The organism is Paracholeplasma manati, from assembly GCF_025742995.1.
In the GTDB taxonomy this organism is placed as follows: Bacteria; Bacillota_I; Bacilli_A; order Acholeplasmatales; family UBA5453; genus Paracholeplasma; species Paracholeplasma manati.
This window is the reverse complement of record NZ_JAOVQM010000003.1, coordinates 153,844-178,870: the sequence shown is the minus strand read 5'-3', so window position 1 is coordinate 178,870 and position 25,027 is coordinate 153,844. Positions and strand designations below refer to the sequence as shown.

Annotated in this window: 26 protein-coding genes; 7 read left to right on the top strand and 19 right to left on the bottom strand. The window is 39.2% G+C overall.

Annotated elements, in window-relative coordinates:
• Position 1: 1 nt before the first annotated feature.
• Positions 2 to 862, bottom strand: a complete 861-nt coding sequence (gene truB, locus N7548_RS05105) for a tRNA pseudouridine(55) synthase TruB (RefSeq protein ID WP_263608386.1) — start codon at positions 860 to 862, stop codon at positions 2 to 4.
• Between the two features lie 87 nt (positions 863 to 949).
• Between truB and N7548_RS05100 the strand changes: the two genes are divergently transcribed.
• Entirely contained in the window at positions 950 to 1,405 is a 456-nt protein-coding gene (locus tag N7548_RS05100) for a GNAT family N-acetyltransferase (protein WP_263608385.1), read from the top strand.
• Between the two features lie 36 nt (positions 1,406 to 1,441).
• Here N7548_RS05100 and trxA read toward each other — a convergent pair whose 3' ends face one another.
• Together trxA and N7548_RS05090 are read right to left on the bottom strand one after the other, a co-directional pair.
• The gene (gene trxA / locus N7548_RS05095; RefSeq protein WP_263608384.1) at positions 1,442 to 1,759 is read right to left on the bottom strand and encodes a thioredoxin; all 318 of its coding nucleotides are present in this window, start codon (positions 1,757 to 1,759) and stop codon (positions 1,442 to 1,444) included.
• A gap of 75 nt (positions 1,760 to 1,834) precedes the next feature.
• A complete protein-coding gene (locus N7548_RS05090) occupies positions 1,835 to 4,150 on the bottom strand; it encodes an endonuclease MutS2 (protein ID WP_263608383.1) in 2,316 nt (771 codons plus the stop codon).
• Between the two features lie 63 nt (positions 4,151 to 4,213).
• On the opposite strand from N7548_RS05090, the gene rnhC reads away from it, so the two are divergent.
• Positions 4,214 to 5,086 carry a ribonuclease HIII gene (gene rnhC / locus N7548_RS05085; protein WP_263608382.1) on the top strand — a complete coding sequence of 291 codons (873 nt, stop codon included), beginning with the start codon at positions 4,214 to 4,216 and terminating at the stop codon, positions 5,084 to 5,086.
• A 25-nt stretch (positions 5,087 to 5,111) separates the two neighbouring features.
• Here the strand turns inward: rnhC and N7548_RS05080 are convergent, their stop codons facing one another.
• Genes N7548_RS05080 through msrA form a run of 6 tightly spaced genes read right to left on the bottom strand, consistent with a single transcriptional unit; the run spans position 5,112 to position 8,785 of the window.
• Positions 5,112 to 6,023, bottom strand: a complete 912-nt coding sequence (locus N7548_RS05080) for an RluA family pseudouridine synthase (protein WP_263608381.1) — start codon at positions 6,021 to 6,023, stop codon at positions 5,112 to 5,114.
• Positions 6,020 to 6,475: a signal peptidase II gene (gene lspA, locus N7548_RS05075; RefSeq protein ID WP_263608380.1), complete on the bottom strand. Its 456-nt coding sequence runs from the start codon at positions 6,473 to 6,475 to the stop codon at positions 6,020 to 6,022. The genes N7548_RS05080 and lspA overlap by 4 nt, the downstream gene beginning before the upstream one ends.
• On the bottom strand, positions 6,472 to 6,867 hold the full coding sequence (locus tag N7548_RS05070; RefSeq protein ID WP_263608379.1) for a hypothetical protein: 396 nt from the start codon (positions 6,865 to 6,867) through the stop codon (positions 6,472 to 6,474). The genes lspA and N7548_RS05070 overlap by 4 nt, the downstream gene beginning before the upstream one ends.
• Positions 6,830 to 7,825, bottom strand: coding sequence for a S16 family serine protease (locus tag N7548_RS05065; protein WP_263608378.1), 996 nt, complete (start codon positions 7,823 to 7,825; stop codon positions 6,830 to 6,832). The genes N7548_RS05070 and N7548_RS05065 overlap by 38 nt, the downstream gene beginning before the upstream one ends.
• Complete coding sequence (locus N7548_RS05060) at positions 7,822 to 8,292, bottom strand: deoxycytidylate deaminase (protein WP_263608377.1); 471 nt, start codon at positions 8,290 to 8,292, stop codon at positions 7,822 to 7,824. Before N7548_RS05060 ends, N7548_RS05065 begins: the two co-directional genes overlap by 4 nt.
• Positions 8,279 to 8,785, bottom strand: a complete 507-nt coding sequence (gene msrA / locus N7548_RS05055; RefSeq protein ID WP_263608376.1) for a peptide-methionine (S)-S-oxide reductase MsrA — start codon at positions 8,783 to 8,785, stop codon at positions 8,279 to 8,281. Before msrA ends, N7548_RS05060 begins: the two co-directional genes overlap by 14 nt.
• 240 nt (positions 8,786 to 9,025) lie before the next feature.
• Here msrA and N7548_RS05050 point away from each other — a divergent pair, with 240 nt between their 5' ends.
• Genes N7548_RS05050 through N7548_RS05040 form a run of 3 tightly spaced genes read left to right on the top strand, consistent with a single transcriptional unit; the run spans position 9,026 to position 12,237 of the window.
• Complete coding sequence (locus tag N7548_RS05050) at positions 9,026 to 9,553, top strand: RNA polymerase sigma factor (protein ID WP_263608375.1); 528 nt, start codon at positions 9,026 to 9,028, stop codon at positions 9,551 to 9,553.
• Positions 9,543 to 10,862, top strand: a complete 1,320-nt coding sequence (locus tag N7548_RS05045) for an anti-sigma-I factor RsgI family protein (protein WP_263608374.1) — start codon at positions 9,543 to 9,545, stop codon at positions 10,860 to 10,862. The genes N7548_RS05050 and N7548_RS05045 overlap by 11 nt, the downstream gene beginning before the upstream one ends.
• 4 nt (positions 10,863 to 10,866) lie before the next feature.
• Complete coding sequence (locus tag N7548_RS05040; RefSeq protein WP_263608373.1) at positions 10,867 to 12,237, top strand: anti-sigma-I factor RsgI family protein; 1,371 nt, start codon at positions 10,867 to 10,869, stop codon at positions 12,235 to 12,237.
• A 40-nt stretch (positions 12,238 to 12,277) separates the two neighbouring features.
• Here the strand turns inward: N7548_RS05040 and aspS are convergent, their stop codons facing one another.
• From aspS to N7548_RS05000, 8 genes are all read right to left on the bottom strand, one after another.
• Positions 12,278 to 14,002: an aspartate--tRNA ligase gene (aspS, locus tag N7548_RS05035; protein WP_263608372.1), complete on the bottom strand. Its 1,725-nt coding sequence runs from the start codon at positions 14,000 to 14,002 to the stop codon at positions 12,278 to 12,280.
• 1 nt (position 14,003) lies between these two features.
• A complete protein-coding gene (gene hisS / locus N7548_RS05030) occupies positions 14,004 to 15,269 on the bottom strand; it encodes a histidine--tRNA ligase (protein WP_263608371.1) in 1,266 nt (421 codons plus the stop codon).
• Positions 15,266 to 15,826, bottom strand: a complete 561-nt coding sequence (locus tag N7548_RS05025) for a GNAT family N-acetyltransferase (RefSeq protein ID WP_263608370.1) — start codon at positions 15,824 to 15,826, stop codon at positions 15,266 to 15,268. Before N7548_RS05025 ends, hisS begins: the two co-directional genes overlap by 4 nt.
• Before the next feature lie 250 nt (positions 15,827 to 16,076).
• Positions 16,077 to 17,159 (bottom strand): AI-2E family transporter, encoded by a 1,083-nt coding sequence (locus N7548_RS05020; RefSeq protein WP_263608369.1) that lies wholly within the window; start codon positions 17,157 to 17,159, stop codon positions 16,077 to 16,079.
• Between the two features lie 4 nt (positions 17,160 to 17,163).
• Entirely contained in the window at positions 17,164 to 17,604 is a 441-nt protein-coding gene (gene dtd, locus N7548_RS05015) for a D-aminoacyl-tRNA deacylase (RefSeq protein ID WP_263608368.1), read from the bottom strand.
• The gene (locus N7548_RS05010; protein ID WP_263608367.1) at positions 17,604 to 19,787 is read right to left on the bottom strand and encodes a RelA/SpoT family protein; all 2,184 of its coding nucleotides are present in this window, start codon (positions 19,785 to 19,787) and stop codon (positions 17,604 to 17,606) included. Before N7548_RS05010 ends, dtd begins: the two co-directional genes overlap by 1 nt.
• Before the next feature lie 9 nt (positions 19,788 to 19,796).
• The gene (locus N7548_RS05005) at positions 19,797 to 20,309 is read right to left on the bottom strand and encodes an adenine phosphoribosyltransferase (protein WP_263608366.1); all 513 of its coding nucleotides are present in this window, start codon (positions 20,307 to 20,309) and stop codon (positions 19,797 to 19,799) included.
• A 55-nt stretch (positions 20,310 to 20,364) separates the two neighbouring features.
• Positions 20,365 to 21,141, bottom strand: coding sequence for a beta/alpha barrel domain-containing protein (locus N7548_RS05000; RefSeq protein ID WP_263608365.1), 777 nt, complete (start codon positions 21,139 to 21,141; stop codon positions 20,365 to 20,367).
• Positions 21,142 to 21,240: 99 nt separating this feature from the next.
• On the opposite strand from N7548_RS05000, the gene N7548_RS04995 reads away from it, so the two are divergent.
• The gene (locus N7548_RS04995) at positions 21,241 to 22,473 is read left to right on the top strand and encodes a replication-associated recombination protein A (RefSeq protein ID WP_263608364.1); all 1,233 of its coding nucleotides are present in this window, start codon (positions 21,241 to 21,243) and stop codon (positions 22,471 to 22,473) included.
• A 6-nt stretch (positions 22,474 to 22,479) separates the two neighbouring features.
• Here the strand turns inward: N7548_RS04995 and N7548_RS04990 are convergent, their stop codons facing one another.
• Entirely contained in the window at positions 22,480 to 23,202 is a 723-nt protein-coding gene (locus N7548_RS04990; protein WP_263608363.1) for a glycoside hydrolase family 16 protein, read from the bottom strand.
• A 132-nt stretch (positions 23,203 to 23,334) separates the two neighbouring features.
• Here N7548_RS04990 and N7548_RS04985 point away from each other — a divergent pair, with 132 nt between their 5' ends.
• Positions 23,335 to 23,859, top strand: a complete 525-nt coding sequence (locus tag N7548_RS04985; protein WP_263608362.1) for a peptidylprolyl isomerase — start codon at positions 23,335 to 23,337, stop codon at positions 23,857 to 23,859.
• A 46-nt stretch (positions 23,860 to 23,905) separates the two neighbouring features.
• On the opposite strand, the gene N7548_RS04980 is transcribed toward N7548_RS04985, so the two are convergent.
• Positions 23,906 to 25,018, bottom strand: a complete 1,113-nt coding sequence (locus tag N7548_RS04980) for a family 16 glycosylhydrolase (protein WP_263608361.1) — start codon at positions 25,016 to 25,018, stop codon at positions 23,906 to 23,908.
• Positions 25,019 to 25,027 lie beyond the last annotated feature (9 nt).

Genomic DNA, 25,027 nt, shown 5'->3' with positions numbered 1-25,027 from the left:
GCTATTCTCCTAACTGAATCAGTGGTTTATAATTTTTCCCATCTTTTTTAAAGATAGCGATCGGCTTATTGTCTTTCGAATACGCCGTGAATGGGCCATCCATGGTCGTTTGACGTTCATCGAGTCTGACACCATTTCGGATGAGTGGAATCAAATAGTCATCCACAACGAGTTTATCCAGTGTTTTTGCGTAATCTTCAACACTAAAATTTGGCATGGTATATTCATCAATCTCACCCAAACGATAAGCCGTTGATAATGAATATCGGCCTGAATGGGTGCGTCTTAAAGCACTTAAATGACTTGGGATAGCCAGAGATACACCAAAATCATGGGCGATCGAACGGATATAGGTGCCTTTAGATACTCTAATTTCAAAATTAAAACTTTGATTCATATAGGCTGAAGTTCGTTCAAACTCATGAATTACCATAGGTCTTTCATCAATTTCCACGGCTTGTTCTTTTCTAGCGTATTCATACAGTTTTTTGCCTTGTATTTTAATCGCTGAATAAATGGGTGGTAACTGTGAATCACGACTTAAAAAAGATTTGATGGTTTCATCAATTTGTGTTTCATTTAAATCAAATGTATCCAATGTATCGACCACTTTTCCAGTTCGATCATAAGAATCCGTAGAAAACCCAAAAGTAATGGTCCCTTGATAGGTTTTGGTTTCTGAAAGCAATAAATCGGATAGTTTGGTTGCTTTACCGACCAAGACAACCAATAATCCGGTTGCCATAGGGTCTAAAGTGCCGGCATGGCCGACTTCTTTTGTATTGAGTTGATTTCTTAACTTGCGGATGACATCAAAAGAAGTCATTCCAGCAGGTTTATCGATTAAGAAGATACCTTCCATATTATCACCTTCTTACATTATACAATAAAAGGTCGAAAATATGCCCAAAAAAGTCATTTTCCTGTATAATAAAAACGAGGTGTTTTTATGCAAATTCATCAAAAAAAGTTTTCCAAACTTACCACAACTGAGCTCTACCAACTACTCAAATTGAGAAGCGATGTTTTTGTGGTTGAACAAACCGCTATTTATCAAGATTTAGATGATTTAGATTATCAAGCAACCCATTTTTTCATCAAAGAACAAGACACCATCGTTTCTTATGTGAGAACCATGCCCTATGGGGTTAAATTCGATGACGCATCTTCTTTAGGTCGAGTGGTTTCCTATCCAAATGTCCGCAATAAAGGTTATTCAAAAGCATTGATTAAAGCGGCTATAGCGCATTTATTTCAATCTGAAACCATCATTCGAATTGAAGGACAAAGTTATCTTAGAAAATTTTATGAAAGTTTCGGATTTGAAGTGATTTCAGACATTTATTTGGTGGATGGTATCGACCATTACGCGATGGAACTAAGAAAAAAGGGTTCGTCAACTTGACGAATACCCCTTTGAACACGACATTGTCGTGTTTTTTTATTTATTGTTTGCTTGAATCCATTTCCAAACAGCGTCTTTTGGTGCAAATCCGCTTTGTCTAGATACTTCAACGCCATCTTTAAATAAGATTAATGTTGGAACCGAAGTAATGCCGTAAGTTTCTTTCGCAAGAGGTCTATATTGATCAATATCCACTTTAACAAAAGGAATTTGTGGTTGTTCTTCAGATAAAGCTTCCAATTGAGGCATCAACATCTTGCATGGTCCACACCATGTTGCAAAAAAATCGACTAAAACAAGACCTTGTCTGCCAACGACTTGTTCGAATTCACTACCGTCATACGTGATAAGCATAAAATACCCTCCAATTTCATCATTACTTAAGATTATTATAAATTATGTAACCGTTTAATTCAAGTCAAAAGCAACCTACTTTAACGATATGATGGTTACACCATTGAGACCTTCACCCTCACCACCGTAGCGATATGACCCAACATAAGGTGAGGATTTTATGACATCATAAACGGCTTTACGAACCGCTCCAGTACCGAAACCATGAATAATTCGCACGGAACGCATATGATTTAAAACAGCGGTATCAAGGAATTTTTCAAGTTCTTCTTTCACATCTTCAAAACGATAACCCCTCAAATCCAGTTCCATTTTCACATCACTAACCACTGTCTTGGTTTCAATCGGTTTTGATTTGACTGTTCTGGGTCTAATGATGGGTTCGTCTGTTGGTTTTAGGTCTTTTGCATCAAATAACAATTCAAACATCCCAAATTTGACTTTGAATTGATTTTTAATCTTTTGTGTGATGACACCATTTTGATCATAAGATTTGATGAACACATGGTCACCAACCTTTAAGTCACGGGCTATTTCTTTCGGAACATCATCAAAATCCAACTGTTTGAACTCGTATTTGATTTGAGCAACTTCATGGTCTTTCAAATCTTTCATGGATAAGATATCGATCAATTCTTGTGCTTTTTCCAAGTTAGCTTTCATCTTTTTATCGGCTTGTGCTTTGGTTTTAGCAATGATCGCATCTTTTTCGGCTTCTAAGGTATCGATTTTTTGTTCATATTCCTTGCGGAGCATTTCGATATGGAGGAGTTCTTTCGAAAGCTCAGCCTCTTTTTGTTTGACAATCAATGATTCATCTTCAAAAGCTTTGATGGATTTGGTTAAATCATTTTCTTTGAGACTAGAATACCCTTGAGCTAATCGTATCACCTGTTCGCTCAAACCGAGTTTTTTCGCAATGTAAAGGGCATTTGATGATCCACTAATACCATAATTGATACGGTATAAAGGCTTTAATGTATCGATGTCGAATGCGACACTAGCGTTCGCAATGTGTGGGTGTGTGTAAGCGTAGACCTTCAACTCAGAATAATGGGTTGTCACAATCATCCTAAGATTAAATGGTTCTAAATAGTCCAAAATACCCATCGCCAATGCGCTACCTTCTTGTGGGTCTGTCCCACTGCCCAGTTCATCCATCAATACCAGAATATCATCACTCGCGATATCGACGATGTGTTTGATTTTCTTCATGTGGGATGAGAATGTGGATAAGGATTGTAAAATGGATTGTTCATCACCAATGTCGGCATATACCCCTTTAAAAATCGAAAGTTCGCCTTCGCTTTTCATCGGTACCAATAAGCCGGATTGGGCCATCAATGATAATAAGCCTGTGGTTTTTAAAGCCACCGTTTTACCACCAGTATTCGGCCCAGATATGAGGATGGTTCGTTTAATTTCATTGAGTTCCAAAGAAATAGGTACGACCATTTTAGGGTCAATTAATGGGTGTCTCGCATCGATTAAACGAATCAACCCTTGATCATTCATAGAGACAGCATAGGCGTCAATTTCAAGGGCGTATTTGGCCTTACTCTGGAGTAAATCCAACACCAGTAAGGCATCTAGATTGCCTTTGAGCGCATCAACATCGATTTTAAGTTCACCAGAAATCTCTTCGAGTATTTTGATGATTTCTTGTTGTTCAGCAAACATCAATCGTTCGAGTTCAACGGTTTTTTCAATGGTTTCAATCGGTTCGATGAATGCAGTGGTCCCGGATGAGGATTCATCATGGATGATTCCTTTAAAGGTGTGCTTATAATCGGCTTTAACTGGTAAACAATAGCGATTATTACGCATCACAATCATTTGTTCATTGAGTTGTGAAGCTCTTTTTTGTAAAAGGCTATTGAGAATTTCACGACGTTGTTGTTCTAATCTTCTCTGCTGTTTACGGATTGTCATCAAAGCCTCGGAGGCACTATCTAGGACAATCCCATCAGGGTCAATTTTAGAATCAATCAATGAAATCAAATGATCGGTTGGAAACAAGCGCTCATGAATGTATTTGATGGAATCAAAATTCATCTTATTTCGAGTCATTTCTTTGAACTGATTTAAAATGTCACGTGTCATCACCATGAATAAACGAACGGAGAGAATGTCCTTTATCGATAATGTTTGTCCAATGGTAATGGCGTTGAATAGATCATCGATATCGTAATCTTCAATGAATGGAAAAGAACCCATGCGAGCGATGAGGTCTAAGGTTTGTTTGGTCTTTTGAATCTCTACCTTCACAGTTTCAAGGTCATCCAATGGAACCAAGTTTATGATGTTTTGTACCGTCGTTTGACACATGGCATATTTCGAAATGCGCGTCAATACGACATCAAACTCGAGTGCTTTGAAAGCGTAACTCATAGTATCACCTCTTACATTTTATCAAATTTTATGGTATAATCATATACAGTTAGGAGAAAATATATGGCAAATTACAGTTTGAGTATTTCACCCGAACAATTAAATATACTGATTCAAGCATATAAATCGTTCGAACGTGATCACTCGAATCAGTATGTTGCTTTCTCGGCCGTTAAAAATGGACTAACCATCCACGCATATAAAACCGGTAAAGTGGTGCTACAAGGCGATTTTGAACAAGAACTCAGCCACATTAAAAGCATTTTAGGGATTGAAACCTACGCGGCAATTGGTTCTGATGAAGTGGGGACTGGAGATTTATTTGGACCCATCGTTGTCTGCAGTGCCTATGTCTCTAAAACGGATATTGCGTTCCTAGAATCGCTAGGTGTGAAAGATTCTAAAGCGATGACAGATACCATGATTTCCAAGATTGGACCGATTTTAGCCAACCGTTTAATCCACTCTATTTTGATTCTTAACCCTGAAAAATACAATGAAATGGTACGTAAGGGTTATAATATGAACAAGATTAAAGCGTATTTACACAACCACGCCATCATCAAGACATCCGAAAAATTAACGGAAAAAGTGCCAGTGATTTTGGATCAATTTTGTGAACCACCGATATACTTTAATTATCTTAAAACCGAAAAACTCATTTATCGCGATATCAATTTCTATACAAAAGCAGAAAGCGTGCATATTAGTGTTGCTGCTGCTTCCATCATCGCTCGTTATGCTTTCCTCGCGAAAATGCAACAATTTTCTAAATTCATCGGCCTCAATTTACTCAAAGGTGCAGGCAGTGAGGTGGACAAGCAACTGGTTGAGATCTATAAATCCAGAGGTTATCAAGCATTACCACCGATTACCAAATTGAATTTTAAGAATTTAACCAAGAATCACATTGAAGGACCCATCAAAATAAATTAACCTCCACACTTGTGGAGGTTTTGTTTTATAGTTCGTTGTTTTCTAGTTTTTCCAATGTTTGTCTAAAAATCTCAGGCGATTCATGTGAGAATTCTAGGTATTTTCCAGTTCTTGGATGGATAAATCCCAATGTTTTCGCATGCAAAAATTGTCCAGTCGTGCCGTATACAGGTTTATTACCATAAAGCGGATCACCTAATACAGGGTGTCCAATGTATTGCATATGTACACGAATTTGATGGGTTCTGCCCGTTTCAAGGACACATTCAATATAATTGTGTTTTTTATAACGTTTGAGCACCTTAAAATGGGTTACCGCTAATTTACCATCATTGGTTACAGCCATTTTTAAGCGATTGATTTCATCCCTGCCCACAGGAGTGGAAATGGTGCCTGAATCTTCAACAATCGGATTCAAACAAATGGCTTCATAAACACGTCTAACCGTTTTATCTTGAAGTTGTGTTACCAACGATTCATGCGCAAAATTGGTTTTCGCAACCAACAACAAGCCTGAAGTATCTTTGTCAATGCGGTGAACGATACCGGGTCTGAGTGTGCCGTTGATGTCTGATAAAGTTTGGATTTGATACTTTAAACCATGAACTAAAGTAACTTCTTTATAACTCACAGCCGGGTGGACAACCATCCCTTGTGGCTTGTATACAACAGCGACGTCATCATCTTCATAGACGATTTCTAAGTTCAAGTTGACTGGATCAATCTTAACTGCCTCATCGTTTGAGTAGACTGTCAGTTCATCATCAAATCGAACTGCGTAACTAGCCTTGATGGGTTCGCCTTCGATATGGACTTGTTTCGCATCAAATAATTTTTTAATTTGACTGCGCGTGGTTTCGGTTAATAGTTGTGCGACAAACACATCTGCACGTAACCCGACGTGTGATTCTTCTACATTAAATACCCATTTATTCATCGTTTTTGCTCCAAAAAGAATACATCGATTGCGAATAATATCACACCAACCGTTAGCGCTGAATCGGCGATATTAAAGGTTGGAAATTCATAACTACCAAAAATAAACTGCAAGAAATCAATTACATAACCCAGTCTTAAGCGGTCAATAAAGTTACCGAGCGTACCACCAATCATGAGTGAAATGGCTGTGCTATACACCCATTTTTCTTTAAAACTGACCGATTTGAACAAATAACCAAAGAAGACGAGTGATACGATGGTTACTGCTACTAAAAATAGCCAGTTGCCTTCAAACATACTCCAACCAGCACCATAATTGTGTCTTTCAATCAAGTTGAAAAACCCATCGATGATAACGATTGTACGGTCGCCAATTTGGGTAACCGTCAGGTATTTGGTTATTTGGTCTAAAATAATGATGGCGACAATGATGATGATGCCTGTAATCATACGATATAACCTCCAAAAATCATATATAAGGTATAAACCAATCCAAACCATAAGGTACCCAATAAAAAAGTATACAGTTTGAATAGCCTTCTTATTTTAACAAATTCAAGGTCATTTGAATAGTCTTTTATTACATTCGTTTCAAATAAATAAACAAGGTGGATGAACCCATAACCTATGAGTGCACCATAGACAATCCAAACCTTCATGTAAGTCACGAACATCAACAAATTGATGACCAAAAGCGCTGGAATAATCATGATCCATAAGGCCATACCTACAGTGTTTAGGGTGTAAATTAGTGACTGTTTCCATGTCCATTGCTTTTTAATGTTCCGATAGTTCTTTCTGGCATCAAGATAGTCTATCCATAATGCTTTGAATCGCTTCATCGATGTCACCTACCTTGATCAGTGTAAAACCAGGATGATCTAATGTTTCATAAATGGCCAGTGCTGCGTCGTAATTGGCCGCTGCACACAAGAAAATATCGATATCATGATCATTAGCTGTCCATATTTTTTGTTCAATGCCACCAATTTCACCGATGGTACCATCCATCTCAATGGTACCTGTGCCGGCAATCTTCAAATCCTTCAAATCAATATTGAGTAGTTTCATATATATATCGAGGGTTTGTATCATACCACCCGATGGACCACCAATAAAATCATTGCCATAGGTTGTTTCGAGATTCGGTGTGGTTTCGATATCATAATATGGTTCTAAACGAATCCCATAACGGTCAATAGAGGTTAATTTATTTAATGTGAGCTCAATCGGATTACCTTCTCGAATGACAACCACTTCGACTGTGTTTTGATTCGAAAAGTATCCAAAAAAGGCGTTTTGAGGTAAATTTGCATAATTTTGCCCTTCAACTTCTACCAAAAGATCCCCCAATTCGATGCCTGTTTGTTCCAATTCAACATAACTGACCATGTATCCAAGCAGATCATATTCGATTTGAATGGACGGATCAACCAAGTTGGCTTTGGTATAAGCCTGGATGGTTGCGTATTGGTAGCTGATTTCTTCTGCGATTTGACCCATTTTGTATTGTGTCATCGCACTCATACCACGATATGCTTCAGGTAACCTGGAAACATCGATTGAATCGGTGAGTGTGCCAATCCAATATTGAAATAAGGTTGGACGATCCATACTGACCACGTAAATGGTATAGAAATGGTCATCTTCCGAATCTAACAATGTGGTTTTAACTGGCGTCAAGTCACCCTTGAGGGTTAAGGTATAATCATCCATTCGATACGTGAATAAAATGGCTAAGCTGGCATAGACAAGCAATATGACTAGGCTAATCCATTTGTGTTTAATCATCCATTTCATTTTTTAATCTCGAGATGACCCAAATGAAATTGTCGAATTTTAACACCTGCAGCTGTAAACATCCGCATCGATGCTCGATTCGATGGTGTATCTTCATATTTATTTTCTTGATAAACCAATTCTTTAATTCCACTTTGAATTAACAGTTTGGCACATTCGTGACAGGGGAATAGAGTGACATAACAAACCCCATTTTTGAGGGATTGTGTGGCATTTAGAATGGCATTTGCTTCCGCATGAACGACATACGGGTATTTGGTGTCTTGTAGGTCGCCCTCTTTGGTCCAAGGGAATTCATCGTCCGATAAGACCTGTGGTAAGCCATTATAGCCAATACCGATGATGCGTTTATCGGGATTGATGATGCATGCACCAACTTGTGTGCTTGGGTCCTTTGAGCGAAGCGCTGACAAAGAAGCAACCCCCATGAAATACTGATCCCAAGAAATGTAATCAGTTCTTTTCATTTTTCTCATCCTCTTTTAATAAACCAAGATTCACGTGACAATACCCGTTTGGATTCTTAATCAAATAATCTTGATGATACTCTTCAGCGATATAATAGTTTTTTAATGGTTCAACCACAACCGCAAACTTGCGTTCCGATAATGCTTGTCTTGAAGCGATAAATTGACGGGCAACCTGAGCGTCTTCTTCGGATTCAAAGTACACCCCTGAGCGGTACTGAACTCCAACATCATGTCCCTGACGATTGAGGGTATAAGGATTGATGATTCTAAAAAAGTGTTCCAATAGGGTTGGTAATTGAACCACGGTTTCATCGTATTCAACCAATGTTACTTCGGCGTGTGTCGCAACCCCGTTACATACTTCTTTGTAGGTTGGGTTCTCTTTGTTTCCATTGGCATATCCAACTTCGGTATGTTTAACCCCTTTGACATCTCTAAAATAGGCTTGAACGCCCCAAAAACAGCCACCAGCTAAAATGATTCTTTTCATGTGATTACCTCCAAATTGCTTTATAAATATCATACCTTAAATTGGTCATTTTGACTAGTAAACAACCCATTATTTGATGATGTATCCATAATTATGGGATTTTTTTTGTAGAATGGTCCAAATCAAATTTAGTCTTATCATCAGTTGGCGTATAATGGAATTAAAGATTTTTTACTTTTTACTGGCGAAACCATACAAGTTATTTGTTATATAGGTGTCAGGGATGTTGGGAGTGGTCATATGTTTGATCAAATTAAATTGAAACAAGCCATGAAACAGTTAAAAAATGGTCAGAGTAACGCGATGGATGTGATTTATGATATAACCAACCGTATGGTGTTCTATCAAATCTACCAAATCGTGAAACGGACAGCGGTTGCTGAAGAAATCATGCAAGACGTCTACATGAAAATCTATCAAAACCGTGCATCTTATCAGGATGACCAACCCAAATCATGGATCATGCGCATTGCTAAAAATGAAGCCATCAATCATTACCACAAACAATCGAGAGAAACACTCGTGGATGTGGAAACACTCAATCAACCCACCCAAGAAGACACAGAAACGCCGCTCATGGATTTAGCGGCCCAAGTATTGGATGAAGATGAATTCTATATTGTGATGCATTGTGTTGTTGAAGGAAAAACGAGACAAACAGTTGCGAAAACACTGAATTTATCCACCTCAGGTGTGACATTTAAACTCAATGTGGCACTTGAAAAATTGAAACACCAGCTGGAAGGAGGTACCAATCATGACAAATAAATCTTTAATTGAACAATTAAAAGCCGAAGGAAAGACCATTGAACTGGATAAAGCACGTATTTTATCCCAAATCCCTAGACAAGAAAAGCATAAATCGAGCGTTATCCACTGGCATCCAAAACTTGCCATGACAGTTGGACTTCTATTATTGGTTTTGGTTGGTATCACCTTATTTAGACAAAACCCTACGACCCCATCGATTGTGACGGTTGACATCAACCCATCTATCGAGTTTACCGTGGATGAGAAAGATGAAGTCACGTCCTATCGTGCCCTCAATTTGGATGGTGAAGTGGTCATTGAAAACATGGTTTTGACCAGCTTATCCGTGAATGACGCCATTGAAGCAGTCATTACACAAGCCACTGTGTTGGGTTATGTCACAGATGCTTCTGTGGTAAATGTCAACGCATATAATGAAAAATCAACGATTGAAAACAAATTAAATGAGCGTATTCAAGCGCGTTTTCAATCCAGAATTCAAATGATCCAAGTGACTGAAGCCTTGATTTCAGAAGCCAAATCGCTCAATATCACACCTCGAAAACTCGCTTTGATTAAAGCCATCATCGCCATCGATCCATCCTATAGCTTAGATACACTTCTATCCTATGATATTCCAAGATTGAATGAAATCAGACGCGGCTTTGTGGCAACAGAAATCGATGCACTTAAAACGCAACTCGAAGCATTAAAACGAAATCTCGATGATCAAAAAGCATCTTTGTTACTCGAAGTGGATACGTATATAGAGAACCTAAGAGCAGCCATTGATAACTTAAAAGAATTGTATGATTCAAACCTTGTACAGTTCAATCAAGCCTATGCAACATTCTCAACAGAATACTTTCCAAACGCGACCATTCCATTGTTGCCAAGCGTGAAATATCAAAAATTATTGGTGCTTGAATCCAAAATAGATGCTTATGAAGCCTATTTAAAACAACAAGTAGACACGTTATTCGAGCTAAGTGTTCGTGGATTATATACCCATTTGGTCGATACACATGCCAATTTAAATCAATTGAGTGAATGGCAAGCGCCAGCCCATGCCATGCAAGTCCTAACTTCAGTTGAATTGTACTTAGATGCTTCATTGTATGATCAATTGTTCTTGGCTAGTGCGAAACGATTAGACACCATACTTAACCAGCCTTCTGCTGGATCAGGGAATGCTTATCGTCGTATTTTGGATGAAGCTTACCAAGAATTCATGGTTTATTACAATTCGAATCAAGTCACTGAATCCCTAAAATCATCCCCATATATTCAAACAATTTTACAAAATTACCAACAAAAGGAGCAATAACATCATGAGAAAACTATTTGTCATTACTGTAGCCTTATTAATGATTACGATCCTCGCTGCCTGCACCGAATCGGTGAACGCAGCGAATGCGAGAATTACGGTCGATATCAACCCAAGCGTTGAAATCACAACCAATGCCAGAGGTCGTGTTGAACGCGTAACACCGCTCAATGACGATGCACAAACGTTATTATTAGATACCGATTTTACAGGTAAAGTGGCGGCTGATGTCGTCGTCGATATCACGGAATTGGCCAGACAATATGGCTATTTAAAAGCGGGTATGGAAAACGCGGTTGTCGTCACGACTGAAACCGATAATGCTAATCGTATGAGCCGCATCCAAGCCAATATTCGTAGCCGCATTCAAGCCCACTTGGAGTCCAAAAATATGACTGTCAATGTGGTGGATGGTAATGCAGGCATCACCCAAGAAGACATCGATCAAGCGGAAGCACTTGGTATCTCAGTCGGTAAATATCGCATCATCAAAGCGGCGATGGCTTTAGATGTCGATTTAACTTATGAAGTAGCTGTCAATATGAGTGTTCGTGAATTATTAAACATCATCAATGAAAATCGTGAAGCATTGAACGATTTCGCAACCGACCACGTTAGACTTGCATATCTACAACTTAGAGCGAATGCGAAAGCCGCTTTCCACTTCTTACGTGTATCCTATATTGAAACCCAAGCCAATCTAATGTTGATCACAAACCCATCTGGATTTGATGCATTATTGGTGGATTCAGATTTGGATGCTCAAGCTTTAGTCGCGCTATATGGAGCATATGTCGATGCCATCGAAGCGATTGAAATTCCTAGTGCTGACGCCTATGAAACTTCTATTCAAGCGAAAATTGATGCGGATGCAGCTATCCAAGCCAAAAATGAATTATTGATTGGTTATAAAGTAGAACTAAAAGCATTGTACGAAGAATTCAATGGTAATCGCCAAGAACGCGCGAACCTTAGAACCCAAGCTCAAACCATCTTCATGAACTTCATGTCTACCAAAGCTGAACTAGATCAAATGGTTAAAGCGTATGTGGATGCAGAAAATATACCACACGAGTACTTGTTCTTCTATCAAAATGGTGAACTTGAAATCCTGCTTTTAGAAAACTTCATGGATGATTATCGAGCCATTCGCGAAACCTATCGCCAATTATTCTTAGAACATCAAGTCGATTTAGCAGCGTTTGAAGATTTATTCTTAGGTGAATTGAATCTCCAACTTCAAGCAACCCTTTTACAATACAATCAAGTCCTCAACCAATTCAGACTTCAAATGGCACAAATCAATGTTCAAGCCAGACTTGAATTCCGCTATGAACATATGGTAAGACAACAAACACAACAAAATAACGGCTAAATGAAGCCATTTTGAAAAAGATAAAGACGATTGCTCGTCTTTATTTTTTGATGATTAAATTGAGTTCTTCTAGTTGTGCATCTGCGACACTCGATGGGGCTTGCATCATCAAGTCTCTCGCACTTTGTGTCTTAGGGAATGCGATGACGTCTTTGATGTTTTTGGTGTTGGTCATCAACATTACCAAACGGTCCAGACCCAATGCGAGTCCGCCATGAGGTGGGGTACCATACTTGAGGGCTCCGACCAAGAATCCAAAACGTTCTTCAATGATTTCTTTAGATAGGCCGATGGCTTCAAACATTTGTTGTTGGATATGTGATTCATGGATACGAACCGACCCACCACCCAATTCATAACCGTTTAAAACAATGTCATAGGCTTGTGCACGACAAGCTTGTGGGTTGGAAAATAGTAATGGTTTATCGGCTTCTTTAGGGGAAGTGAATGGGTGATGGGCTGCAGTGAGCGAACCATCTTCATTGACATCAAATAAAGGCCAATCAACGATCCATACGAAACGATAATCATCATCACTCGCTAACTTCAAGTAGTCACCAAGTTCTTTTCTAAGCGCACCAGCGGCTTTGGATGCCGATTCGAAGTCCTTACCGGCAATGACCAATAATAAGTCATTTTCAACCAAACCAGCCGATTCGATGAATTGCTTAGGGTCCGTAATATTTTTTAACAGGGAACCAGATAATTCATGGTTTGATACTTTTAAGAATGCTAAAGCATCCCCGTGGTTCTTCTTCACGGTTGTTGTAAAAGCATCGAGTTCTTTACGCGATAAATGCGCACCATTTGGCACCACAAAGCCACGAATGGACTTGTTTGCTAAAAATGGGATGGCATAATGATCGAATAGTGGATTTAAGTCTTTCAATAATAACCCAAAGCGTAAATCCGGTTTATCTGAACCATATAGAGACATCGCGCGGTCAAAAGGCATGCGTTCAATCGGTAGTTTAATCTCTACATTGAGTACTTTCTTAAACGTATGAGCCAATACGCGTTCAATCATCGATTGGATTTCTAATTCAGTTAAGAATGAGGTTTCAATGTCCACTTGGGTGAATTCCAATTGACGGTCTGCACGTAAATCTTCATCCCTGAAACAACGAGCGATTTGGAAATATTTTTCGAATCCAGCGACCATATATAATTGCTTATAGATTTGTGGGGATTGTGGTAATGCGTAAAATTCGCCTGCGTACAAACGGGATGGCACCAAGAAGTCTCTCGCACCTTCTGGGGTTGATTTACCTAAAATTGGGGTTTCAAACTCATTGAATCCTTCTAATAAAAGGGCTTCTCGTACCGCTTGGGTGATCTGAGCGCGTTTAATCATGAAGTTTTGCATGACAGGACGTCTTAAGTCCAAATAACGGTATTTTAGACGGGTATCTTCTAAAGCGGTATCTTCATTTGAAATACCAATAGGTGGTGTTTCAGCGGTGTTTAAAACCACTAGTTCTTCGATGTTGACTTCGATGTCACCTGTTGCCATATTCGGGTTTTTCGATTCACGTTCAATGACAACACCGGTGATTGCGATCACATATTCACTCTTCAGTGTACTTGCGAGTTCATACGATGGGTGACCTGGTTGAACCAAGAGCTGTGTGATACCGAAACGGTCACGAAGGTCAATAAAAATCAAACCGCCTAAGTTGCGTTTTCTTGCGACCCAACCTTTAAGACGTACGGTTTGTCCGAGGTGGGCTAAATTTAATTCATTGTTATGATGTGTATAAGCCATATTATTTACCTAACCAGCTTTTGACGGAACGGATCGCAATCTTGACTGGTATTTCTTCCTGTTGTTGTGTTGTGGTATTTTTTAGTGATACGGTTTTATTTTGTAACTCAGATTCACCGATGATACCCAAATACTTCGCATTGGATTTTAAACCGGATTTGAGTTGGGCTTTGAATGAGGTCGATACGAAATCCATATCGGCAACCAACCCTTGTTGTCTTGCTTCAAATAAGAGTTTGATGGCTTGAATACGCGCTGTTGTGTCTGTTGCAATCAAGAAGATATCATTCACTTTATCCTCATTAAATGCGATGTTTTCTGATTCCATCGCGATGATTAAGCGTTCCATGCCAAAAGCGAATCCGATACCAGGTAGATCTGGTCCACCGAGTTCTTTAACCAATGATTGATAACGTCCACCACCACCAAGGACATTTTGAGCACCAAAACCTTCGATATCGGCTTCGATTTCAAATACGGTATGGGTATAGTAGTCCAAACCTCTTACCAATTTTGGAGCGATTTCATAATCGATATTAGCAGCGTCTAAATAAGCCAATACTTGTTGGAAATAGTCTTTTGAACTGTCGTTTAAGTAGTCTTGTGTGGTTGGTGCTTTGAGTACCGCTGGGTGTTGTTGATCGACTTTGCAGTCCAATATACGCAATGGATTCTTCTCAATGCGTAATTTACAGTCATCACATAGGGTATCGACATGAGGTTCAAAGTGCTTCTTTAAAGCGTCTTTGAAGTCAGCACGAGATTCGTTATCACCCAACGTATTGATACGAACTCTGACCCCTTTTAACCCCAATTTTTGGATGAATGCGTAGGCTAATCCGATGACTTCTGCATCTAGTGCAGGGTCATTAGAACCAATCGCTTCCACCCCAAATTGTGAGAATTGTCTAAAACGACCTTTTTGAGGACGTTCATAGCGGAAGTTAGGACCGATATAATAGAGCTTATTGAGTGGGTTTTCAACATATAACTTGTTTTCTACAAAACTGCGAATGACACCGGCTGTACCTTCAGGTCTCAGGGTCAATCCGCGGTCACCTTTGTCCATGAAGTTATAGGTTTCTTTGGTGACCATGTCGGATTGTTCATTTTGTCGATGAAATACTTCACGGTATTCAAAAATCGGTGTTCTCACTTCTTTGTAACCGAATAAAACACAGATTTGGCGTGCTTTTTCTTCTAATGTGTGCCATTTATAGGATTCGGTTGGTAGGACATCATAGGTCCCTTTTGCTTTGCTAATCATAATGATTGTTTCCTCCATTTTTCGTATACATAAACATCGTGAAAACGGTGCGTTTTCGGATGAAAAAAGCTTTGTTTATTGATTTCAATGAATTGATAACCTGCTTTTAATATGACGCGTTGGCTGGCCATATTCTCTTTGATGTGTTTGATGATGACACAATCGATATCTAAGTGCTCGAAAGCAACTTTGGTCATCGCATCAACACAGGCTGTCATGATGCCTTGGTTCCAATAGGCACGTTTTAACACATACCCAATTTCACACGTGTTATTCTTTCGATTGAATGTGTGAAATTCAATCGTACCAATCATTTGATGGGTCTCTTTGTCTAAAATGGCATACCCAATCGGTTCTTGACGGGCCATGCGTCTAAAATAAGTGAATTTAATCATGGTTTTCGCTTCTTTGATGGTTTTGAATGGCCCCCAGGTTAAAAACTCCGTTGTGATCGGGTCTTTTCCAACCTCAAAGAAATCGTTGGCATCTTTCTTCAACAAGGTTCTAAGGATGACTCTATCCAATTCAATTGTCGGCATTTTTCGGTTCGTTATCATCGATTCACCCACAAAAAAAATAAAAAGCGCCCTTATTTCTAAGGACGCTAAACATGCGCGGTACCACCTTAGTTCTATGGTTATCCCATAGCCCTCAACTAGTTATGTCTTCCTGAAGTGTCCCTGACAGGTTATTCTGGATGCTTCCACCGTTCATCCTCGCTCTTAGACCTTGCCTTGTCATTCTTTTCAATCAACAGACGATTAAATTACAGTTAAATGATACAATATTCTGCTTTTAAAGTCAATCTTATAACGATTCTTTAAAACGTTTAAGTCTGGCGTGAATCGGTTCTTTATAAAAGTTATACGTGATGGTAATAAATAAGATGACAGGGATTGAAATAACCACACCAACCAATCCAAAGAATGCTTGCATGAGCAGGATGGCTGAAACCGATAATAGTGGGTTTAATTTCAATTGTTTCTTATAGATATGTGGATTAATGAGGTAAGCATCTAAATTTGGGAAAATGAGGATGAATAACCCAATTGGTACGGCTGCAATCAATGGTTTTGGTAGCGATAACGCAATCAAAATCATGAAGAATGAGGATAGATATCCACCAAAATACGGAATTAATGAAAATACTGCGACCGATACGCCTAACAACAATGCGAGATTCAAGTATTCAGGGATAAAGATGCTGATCAAGAGGAACAAACCCGCATATTCAATGAATTGAATGCCAGCGATGATGATTTCCGCAACCAAATAATTCGTTAAATCATGATAAAGCTGGGAAACATATAAATACATTTTTTGTGATTCTCTTGAAAGCAAATATTCTTTTGAACGATTTTTAATGTGTTCGAAGTTAATGAGGAATATGATCCCAACAATGACAATGACTGCACCACCAAATATCGTACCAATAACCAAGTCTGCGCCTTCACCTGTCGCAGTGAAGAACGAGAAAATACTGTTATAAATATCGGTGACCATCGCAGATAATGATACTTGGACTGAACTGGTATCAATATTGAGCAAATCGCCTATTTGGATCAATAGATTCCCTAAACCAACGGTGATGTTGCTTAAATCTTCAATGTAAGGTTTCACAAATACGAATACAATCAATAAGACCATACCGATGATGGATGCATATAAAAACAATATAGCAACGACCCTCGGGATTTTAAACCGTTTTTCTAGCGTCGTCACAATCGGATTAAAGACGAATGCGATGGCGAACGCAATGATGATGGGCAATAGTGCTAAAATCGCCTTTTCGAATAAACTACCCCACAATGGTGATAGCACATAAAGCATGTAAATAATCAACAGTAACATGAGGATATTCACATAGCGCCAATTCAATTTGCTTTTCATGGAATCACTCCTTCGTATCGATGATGATGGTCACGGGGCCTTGATTGGTGAGGGATACTTTCATATCTTCTCCAAATAGACCCTTTTTCACGATGGGTACCGTTTTGGACAAATCATCGAATAGTCTCAAATAATAATCCAATGCTTTATCGGGTTTAGCACTCTGTGTAAATGAAGGGCGATTATTACCCTTAACAGAGCCTAAAAGCGTGAATTGAGAAATCAATAAAATACTGCCATTGACCTGTGATAAACTGAGGTTCATCTTACCTTCTGCATCCTCAAATATGCGAAGCGATAAAATTTTCTTTAGCATATAATCATAGTCTGAAGGCTCATCATCGACATGAATGCCCAATAGAATGAGATAGCCTAACCCGATCGACTGATGGTAGTCACCGACTGTGACTTCAGCACTGGTGACCCGTTGAATGACCGCTCTCATTATTTAAATCTTCTTTCGATGTGATAAATATTGTTGATCTTCATTAAGTTCACCATGACATTCTCAATTTCCGATTTACTGCTTGTCAATATCTTTAGGGTTGTAATGCTTTCTAAACGCGCATTGCTTATGGCATTGACTTCTGCAATGGTTAATGAGGTCGCATTGATGGTCGCGATGATTTCTGAAAGGATATTGTCACGATTCTGACCAATGATTTGAATTCTGGTTGGGTACTTTCTCGTGATATTGGTTGCCCAATAGACATCGACAAAACGCATCTCCGTTAAGTTTTTAACGTTTGGACAGTTTTCATGATGGACAGCAATCCCACTGCCTTTGGTGACATAACCTACAATGGAATCACCAGGGACTGGTAAACAACAGTTGGCAATCTTGATTTGTGGTGTGGATAGACCTTCCACGATCAATCCAGATTCGTGGTTCGTCGTTAATATGCGTTTGGCTTTTTCAAGTTGGCGTTGTAACATCGTTTCTTTGTCGAGTTCTTTGCCAGAAAGTTTAGCCGCCACGGTTTTAGGACTGATGATGCCTTTACCGACTTCAACAAAGAGGTCTTCGACCGTTTCAGTCATATTCTTCGAGAAATGTTTCACAACAAATTCATCGGTTATTTGCGACATTTCTAGTTTCAATGGTGTTAGTTCACGTTCAATCATGTCCTTACCCATTTCAAGTAGATTGTCCTTGTTTTGTTTGTTCAAAAAGCCTTTAATCTTATGTCTAGCATGAGAAGATTTGGCCATTTTAAGCCAGTCTTCAGATGGACCAGTGACGTTTTTAGAGGTTCTAATCGCAACGATGTCACCCGTTTGAAGTTCATAATCGAGTGGGACAATACGATTGTTGACGGATGCACCAACCATTTTGTTACCGACATCGGAGTGGATACGGTAGGCAAAATCAATCGGAGTACAGCCTTTGGTTAATTCAACGACTTGACCTTTAGGGGTGAATACATAAACATTGGCCTCTAAAATGTCGTTTTTAACGGTTTGAACGAATTCGTTTGCACCCTCATTTTTATCGTCAGCATCTTCACTCATCTTGAGTAAATCTGCATACCATTTGAGTTTTTGTGCAATTTCAAATTGTTCTTTTTCTTTGGAATACTCTTTACTTTCTTTATACGCCCAATGGGCTGCAATCCCGTATTCTGCAACTTTATCCATTTCATAAGTACGAATTTGAACTTCAAAAATCGAGCCATCATCGGATAAAATCGTTGTATGCAGAGACTGATACATGTTTGGTTTAGGTACGGCAATATAATCTTTAAATCGCTTTGGAATTGGTATAAAGTGCGCGTGAATCACACCTAAGACTTGATAACAATCCTCAATTCGATCGACGATGACACGAATCGCTAAAATATCGTAGATGTCTTCAAAATCTTTATTTTGCTTGGTCATCTTTTTATAGATGGAATAGATATTTTTTGTACGACCAGAAATCTGATAGTGTTCTACATGATGCTCACTCAAATGTTCTTTAATCTTGCTCATCATGTGTTCAATCGACACATTTTTGATTTGTTCTTGGTTTTCAATCAAGTGTTTAATGCGATGATAAAAAGGCCCATTGACAATGCGTAACGAGATATCTTCAAGTTCAGCTTTAATTTTAAATAGACCAAGTCGATGGGCAAGTGGCGCATAAATATCTAACGTTTCATTGGCAATTTTCAATTGTTTTTCTGAAGATTGGTAATGAATCGTACGCATGTTGTGCAATCGATCGGCAATTTTAATCAAGACCACACGAATATCTTTTCCCATCGCGAGCAACATTTTTTGATGATTATCGGCTTGTGATACTTCTTGGTTAAACGAAATCTTACCAATTTTGGTAACTCCATCCACCAGTTGAGCCACTTCTTCTCCAAATTGTGCTTTGATTTCATCATAGGAGGTCGGTGTGTCTTCAAGGGTGTCGTGTAATAAAGCCGCAATCAGGGTATTTGGACCTGCCGAGAGTTCGCTTAATATGTACGCGACTGCGAGTGGGTGTGTGATGTATGGCGCGCCACTTTTTCTGGTTTGAGTAGCATGCTTAAAAGACGACATTTGATATGCCGCCTCAAGTCTAGCCAAGTCACTTTCACGTCGGATATATGTCTTGACATTGTCGATTAACTTTTCAAAAGTCATCAACGTTTCCAATCTATCACCTTAGTATTTCAATGAAGCAAAAATCGGATATTTAGCCAAGCGTTCCCTACCCTTGAGCGCTTCAAGTTCAATGAAGAAAGCAGCGCCAACGACTTGTCCGCCCAACTTTTCTACCAGTTGTACTGTCGCATCCACGGTTCCACCGGTTGCGAGTAAATCGTCTACAATGAGCACACGGTCACCTTTTTTAACAGCATCTGCATGTAATGATAACTCATTCGATCCATATTCTAAATCGTATTTAACAGTGACAGTTTCTCTTGGTAATTTGCCTGGTTTTCTCACTGGTGCAAACCCTAGGTTTAATGCATAAGCGACAGGACAACCAAAAATGAATCCCCTTGCTTCAGGACCAACGATGACTGTAGCGCCGACTTCTTTAGCAAACGCCACCATTTGGTCACAAGCATATTTATACGCTTCGCCATTCAGCATGAGCGGTGTAATATCTCTAAACAAAATGCCTTCTTTTGGAAAATTTTCAATGGATGCAATATAATCTTTTAAGTTCATACAATTCCTCCGTGTAACATAGTTATTTTACTATAAATACCGCGTTTTTACTAGACTAAACGCCAACTTTAACACCGATATCATAGATTCGCGATGCATTGCTAAACAGACTGGTGTACAAGAAGTCAAATTGATAAGAACCTATCACATCTAATCGCTGTGGTAAAATCAGTCCTCCGATGATAAGTCGTTTTTTGCCTCGATTGTCCAAGATGATTCGTCTGATGGCTTCATCGTTAAAATACTTGAGACAAATATAATCCACTGAAGTTGAATCGATTTCATAAAATTGTTGGATATCTGTAATTTCAACCATGACTGGTTTTTCTTGAATGGTTTTTGCTTTTTCAATGGCCAACACCCTGTTGCCATACAATTCAATCATGGTTTCATCTAATTTAAATAAGTCCAAGTTTTGTGCGCCACCATCTTTCATGGCTTTTGCAGAAATGGCTGTTTCAATCGTTGAAAATTCATTTAAATCAATGATTCCTGCATGTTGTAATTTGGATTGGTATAGTCTAACCAGACTTGCGATTCCCATCATTTTACCAACCACATAGGTCAAAGTCGGTAAAATCATATAAATCGATGCTTTTTCGCCCTGCATCGAACATAATATTTCACCACGTTTAACACTTTGGCCATTGTTTTTATGTTTTCTAAAAGCAATCTCAATATCGTATAAATTCAATAATGTTTGAATTTCATCCAAACCAGAAACGATGCCTTCTTCTTTGCTAAATAAATAAAAAACGCCCTGCGTATTATCCACCATTGGGTTTTGTTTCCCTCTTAAAGATTCAATGATGGTTTCGAAATACCTTAACATAGCGACACACCCTTTCTTGATGCTTCTATTTTAGCCTTGTTTGTCACCTTGATGCAAGCATTATGTGCTATAATCATAAATGATTAAGGAGTTGATTCGATGAAACCTTTAGCACATCGTTTGAGACCTACCCGATTTGAAGACGTGGTTGGTCAAGACCATTTGATTGGTCCAGATGGCATCATCACCCATATGATTGAACAACACAAATTGATTTCATTCATCTTATATGGTAACCCTGGCACAGGCAAAACCACCATCGCTGGTTTGGTAGCCAAACGTGCGAATTTAGAATCCTTTGCCTTCTCAGCAGCCACCGATTCGAAACAACGTTTAAAAGAAATCATCGATATGACAGCCTACAACGATGTTTTATTGATCATCGACGAAATTCACCGCATGAAAACCGATATTCAGGATTACTTATTACCTTACGTTGAAGAAGGTAAGGTAACCATCATCGGTTTAACCACCAATAACCCTTACATCACTGTGAACCCTGCGATTCGCTCGAGATGTCATATTTATCAGCTCAATGACATTACTGAATCCGATATCATTAAGGTGCTTGAAAACGCGTTATTATCCGATGAAGTGGATACCGATTTAACATTGACTAAAGATACATTAGCTTACATCGCCCAAAGTGCTGGTGGGGAAATTCGCACCGCGCTCAACATGCTTGAGGCGACCTTACTGCTCACCCAATATGAAATCATCACACCCAAAATCGCGAAACTCGCGATTGGCAAACCGGTGTTGCAACTGGATGGGAATGCAGATAATTACTACGAGGTTTTAAGTGCTTTCCAAAAGTCTATTCGTGGTTCGGATGTCGATGCGAGTCTACACTACCTAGCGAGATTGATTGTCATGCAAGATTTGGTGTCATTAACCAGACGTTTGATGGTCATTGCGTATGAAGACATTGGTTTAGCCAACCCTCAAATCGGTCCGAAAGTCATGGCTGCATGTGACGCTGCGATCAAACTGGGTTTACCAGAGGCAAGAATTCCACTGTCTGTCGCGGTGATTGATTGTGCATTATCCCCTAAATCTAACACAGCCTTAGTTGCACTCGATCAGGCGTTAGAGGATTTTCAAAATGGCGTTTCTGGCCCGATTCCAAAACACATCATCAACCGAGAAATCAAAGGGGATGCTTCATTATACAAATACCCCCACAATTACCCCTATGCCATGGTTGACCAAACTTATCTGCCTGAAAACCTTTTAAACAAACATTATTTTGAACCTAAAGAAGATTCTACCTATGAAAAAGCACTTAAAGAACGCTTAGAATGGATCCAAAAAAAGAAAAGCCGTGGATAACGGCTTTTATGCTTCTATAAGCTCAAAATGTCTGATAAATGCGACTTCAAAATGGAATGGTAAGTCCGCATCCTGAATGTCTCCTGCGTACCAACCGCCCACAGCGAGATTGACAATCATGTAATATGGTTGGTCAAATGGCCATTCTTTAAATGTATCGCCTGGTTGTTTTTCAACTTTTAATATCTCATGATAATCGACCTGAAACGATAAATGCTCAGGTGTCCATTCCAAGATATAATCATGGAATTCCCCAGCCAAGTCGGTCATCGGGTAGGTTGAACCTTTATGGGTATCAATCTTGTGGTTATAGGTTTCGGTGTGAATCGCACAAGTGACTTGATTTGGGCGATTGCCTGCATATTCCAATAAGTCAATTTCTCCCATCGCTGGCCAGCGGTGCTCTTTGGTGGTCCCTAAAAACCAAACGGCAGGCCATGAACCACGACCTTGAGGCATTTTAGCTCTGACGACAAAACGTCCATATTGAAAGTGTTTTTTATCCTTTGTCATTAAACGAGAGGAGTAGTATGGACAACCAAGGTCATTCGTTTTGGTAGCGATGATGTGCAATGCCCCATCTTTGACATAACAATTGTCATCAAAATCGACATAGCATTGTTTTTCATTATTTGCCCATTTTGGCCCGACTTGATACGTCCAAATGTCTGGGTTTGGTTTCCCCGTATAATCAAAGTTTTCTTCAAATGCAAGTTTAAATTTAGCCATTGTATTCCCCTTTATACAAAATAAAATCAACACTCTAATTATATAATAATTAAGTCAAAAATGCTATTCATATATGAGAGATGACAAATGAAGTGAGATTTAGTATAATGAGTCCAAATGGAGGTATTTATCATGTCATACGAACACTATTTTAAACCAACCAATCCACAAGTCGTGATGGTGGTTCAAGGGTTTGGCACCATCGAAATAGAATTATTTCCTGAAGTCGCGCCAAACACCGTGTATAATTTTATTGATTTGGTCCAAAAAGGGTATTATACAGGCTTAAAGTTTCATCGAATCATCCCTAATTTTATGATTCAGGGGGGCTGGGGACCTGAACTCAAACCCATTCGAGGGGATTTTAAACAAAATGGATTCAATAACCCTTTACTACATGATCGCGGTGTCATTTCAATGGCACGTACCAGTAATCCCAATTCTGCCACGTCACAATTCTTCATCATGCATAAACCATCACCGCACTTAGATGGTGCTTATGCCGCATTTGGTGTGGTCACCAAAGGCATTGAAGTCGTAGACGCGATTGTACGAAGCCCACGGGATTATAGCGATAAACCACATACCGATATCGTGATTGAATCGGTGACCATCGATTTAAAAGGACAATCATATCCAAAACCACAATACGTATAAAACAAAACCGTTAAGCCTTCAAATGACTTAACGGTTTATTTTTTGGTTATTGATACGTGAAACTGAAGGTTTCACTCATTTTTGAAACACGACCTCTAAAGTCGACAGCTTCAATACGAATGCTGTAGGATTGACCCTTGGTTAAGCCACCAAATGTAAATTGGTTGACCCTTGAGACGCCTCTAAATTCACCATCGATGTAAATGTTGTATTTTTCAACACCATAATCATCTTCTGCACGCTTCCAATAAATCGTATTGGCGAGTTGTTGTAAGCTGATTTCGGTAACCTTACTTGGCGCTTCTTTATCGACTTGTCCATAGTCTCTTTGATAGACTCTGACATAATCCACTTCAAATGCGGTTGGGAAGATGGAATCATCCACATTACCACCCAAAGCCCCACCAATGGCGAGGTTTAAGATCATGAAGAAGTTTTGATCGAATGGGAATACTTGGTTGTACTTATATTGTTGTGTGAATTGTGGGGTATAAATGACTTCATTGAATTTGACGCCGTCCACATACCAACGTATGTTACCAGGTTCCCACTGAACTTCATAGTTATGGAACTCAGAATTCGCGGTTGGTAAGGTATATTCACGAACCGGTGTATTACCACCATTACGGATTTCGGTATGTACTGTACCCGACACTTTGGATGGGTTGTTACCAACATATTCCATGATGTCAATTTCACCACTCTTTGGCCAGCCACCATACACATTCATGGTTGGCATCATCCAAATTGCTGGCCAAGTACCGCCACCCACTGGGTTTTTAGCACGAATGATGAATCGACCATAAGTCCAGTCACCTTTGTACTTAGATACAATACGACTTGAGGTGTATTGTTTGCCTAGATAGTCTTCTTTTTTCGCGATGATGCTCAAAATGGAATCTTCAACCACGGTATTATCGGCAGTGTAATATTGTAACTCACCATTACCGCCACCATACCCATTGACTTCATAAGTCCATTTGGTTAAATCGACTTCGGTACCTTCAAATTCATCTGCCCAAACGCAGACCCAACCACCTTCAAGGGATTGTTCGTTACAATCTTCTGCACTTTCAAGGGGTGGTAGTTTAGGTTCTTTGGTACAAGCGACCAAGACCAAGGCCAATACAAATATGACCAGTAAATTGATTTTTTTCATCTAATGCCT

Excerpts from the sequence above, each read along its gene's own strand:
- truB (WP_263608386.1), bottom strand. The coding sequence starts at position 862 with ATGGAAGGTATCTTCTTAATCGATAAACCTGCTGGAATGACTTCTTTT.
- N7548_RS05100 (WP_263608385.1), top strand. The coding sequence starts at position 950 with ATGCAAATTCATCAAAAAAAGTTTTCCAAACTTACCACAACTGAGCTC.
- trxA (WP_263608384.1), bottom strand. The coding sequence starts at position 1,759 with ATGCTTATCACGTATGACGGTAGTGAATTCGAACAAGTCGTTGGCAGA.
- N7548_RS05090 (WP_263608383.1), bottom strand. The coding sequence starts at position 4,150 with ATGAGTTACGCTTTCAAAGCACTCGAGTTTGATGTCGTATTGACGCGC.
- rnhC (WP_263608382.1), top strand. The coding sequence starts at position 4,214 with ATGGCAAATTACAGTTTGAGTATTTCACCCGAACAATTAAATATACTG.
- N7548_RS05080 (WP_263608381.1), bottom strand. The coding sequence starts at position 6,023 with ATGAATAAATGGGTATTTAATGTAGAAGAATCACACGTCGGGTTACGT.
- lspA (WP_263608380.1), bottom strand. The coding sequence starts at position 6,475 with ATGATTACAGGCATCATCATCATTGTCGCCATCATTATTTTAGACCAA.
- N7548_RS05070 (WP_263608379.1), bottom strand. The coding sequence starts at position 6,867 with ATGAAGCGATTCAAAGCATTATGGATAGACTATCTTGATGCCAGAAAG.
- N7548_RS05065 (WP_263608378.1), bottom strand. The coding sequence starts at position 7,825 with ATGAAATGGATGATTAAACACAAATGGATTAGCCTAGTCATATTGCTT.
- N7548_RS05060 (WP_263608377.1), bottom strand. The coding sequence starts at position 8,292 with ATGAAAAGAACTGATTACATTTCTTGGGATCAGTATTTCATGGGGGTT.
- msrA (WP_263608376.1), bottom strand. The coding sequence starts at position 8,785 with ATGAAAAGAATCATTTTAGCTGGTGGCTGTTTTTGGGGCGTTCAAGCC.
- N7548_RS05050 (WP_263608375.1), top strand. The coding sequence starts at position 9,026 with ATGTTTGATCAAATTAAATTGAAACAAGCCATGAAACAGTTAAAAAAT.
- N7548_RS05045 (WP_263608374.1), top strand. The coding sequence starts at position 9,543 with ATGACAAATAAATCTTTAATTGAACAATTAAAAGCCGAAGGAAAGACC.
- N7548_RS05040 (WP_263608373.1), top strand. The coding sequence starts at position 10,867 with ATGAGAAAACTATTTGTCATTACTGTAGCCTTATTAATGATTACGATC.
- aspS (WP_263608372.1), bottom strand. The coding sequence starts at position 14,002 with ATGGCTTATACACATCATAACAATGAATTAAATTTAGCCCACCTCGGA.
- hisS (WP_263608371.1), bottom strand. The coding sequence starts at position 15,269 with ATGATTAGCAAAGCAAAAGGGACCTATGATGTCCTACCAACCGAATCC.
- N7548_RS05025 (WP_263608370.1), bottom strand. The coding sequence starts at position 15,826 with ATGATAACGAACCGAAAAATGCCGACAATTGAATTGGATAGAGTCATC.
- N7548_RS05020 (WP_263608369.1), bottom strand. The coding sequence starts at position 17,159 with ATGAAAAGCAAATTGAATTGGCGCTATGTGAATATCCTCATGTTACTG.
- dtd (WP_263608368.1), bottom strand. The coding sequence starts at position 17,604 with ATGAGAGCGGTCATTCAACGGGTCACCAGTGCTGAAGTCACAGTCGGT.
- N7548_RS05005 (WP_263608366.1), bottom strand. The coding sequence starts at position 20,309 with ATGAACTTAAAAGATTATATTGCATCCATTGAAAATTTTCCAAAAGAA.
- N7548_RS05000 (WP_263608365.1), bottom strand. The coding sequence starts at position 21,141 with ATGTTAAGGTATTTCGAAACCATCATTGAATCTTTAAGAGGGAAACAA.
- N7548_RS04995 (WP_263608364.1), top strand. The coding sequence starts at position 21,241 with ATGAAACCTTTAGCACATCGTTTGAGACCTACCCGATTTGAAGACGTG.
- N7548_RS04990 (WP_263608363.1), bottom strand. The coding sequence starts at position 23,202 with ATGGCTAAATTTAAACTTGCATTTGAAGAAAACTTTGATTATACGGGG.
- N7548_RS04985 (WP_263608362.1), top strand. The coding sequence starts at position 23,335 with ATGTCATACGAACACTATTTTAAACCAACCAATCCACAAGTCGTGATG.
- N7548_RS04980 (WP_263608361.1), bottom strand. The coding sequence starts at position 25,018 with ATGAAAAAAATCAATTTACTGGTCATATTTGTATTGGCCTTGGTCTTG.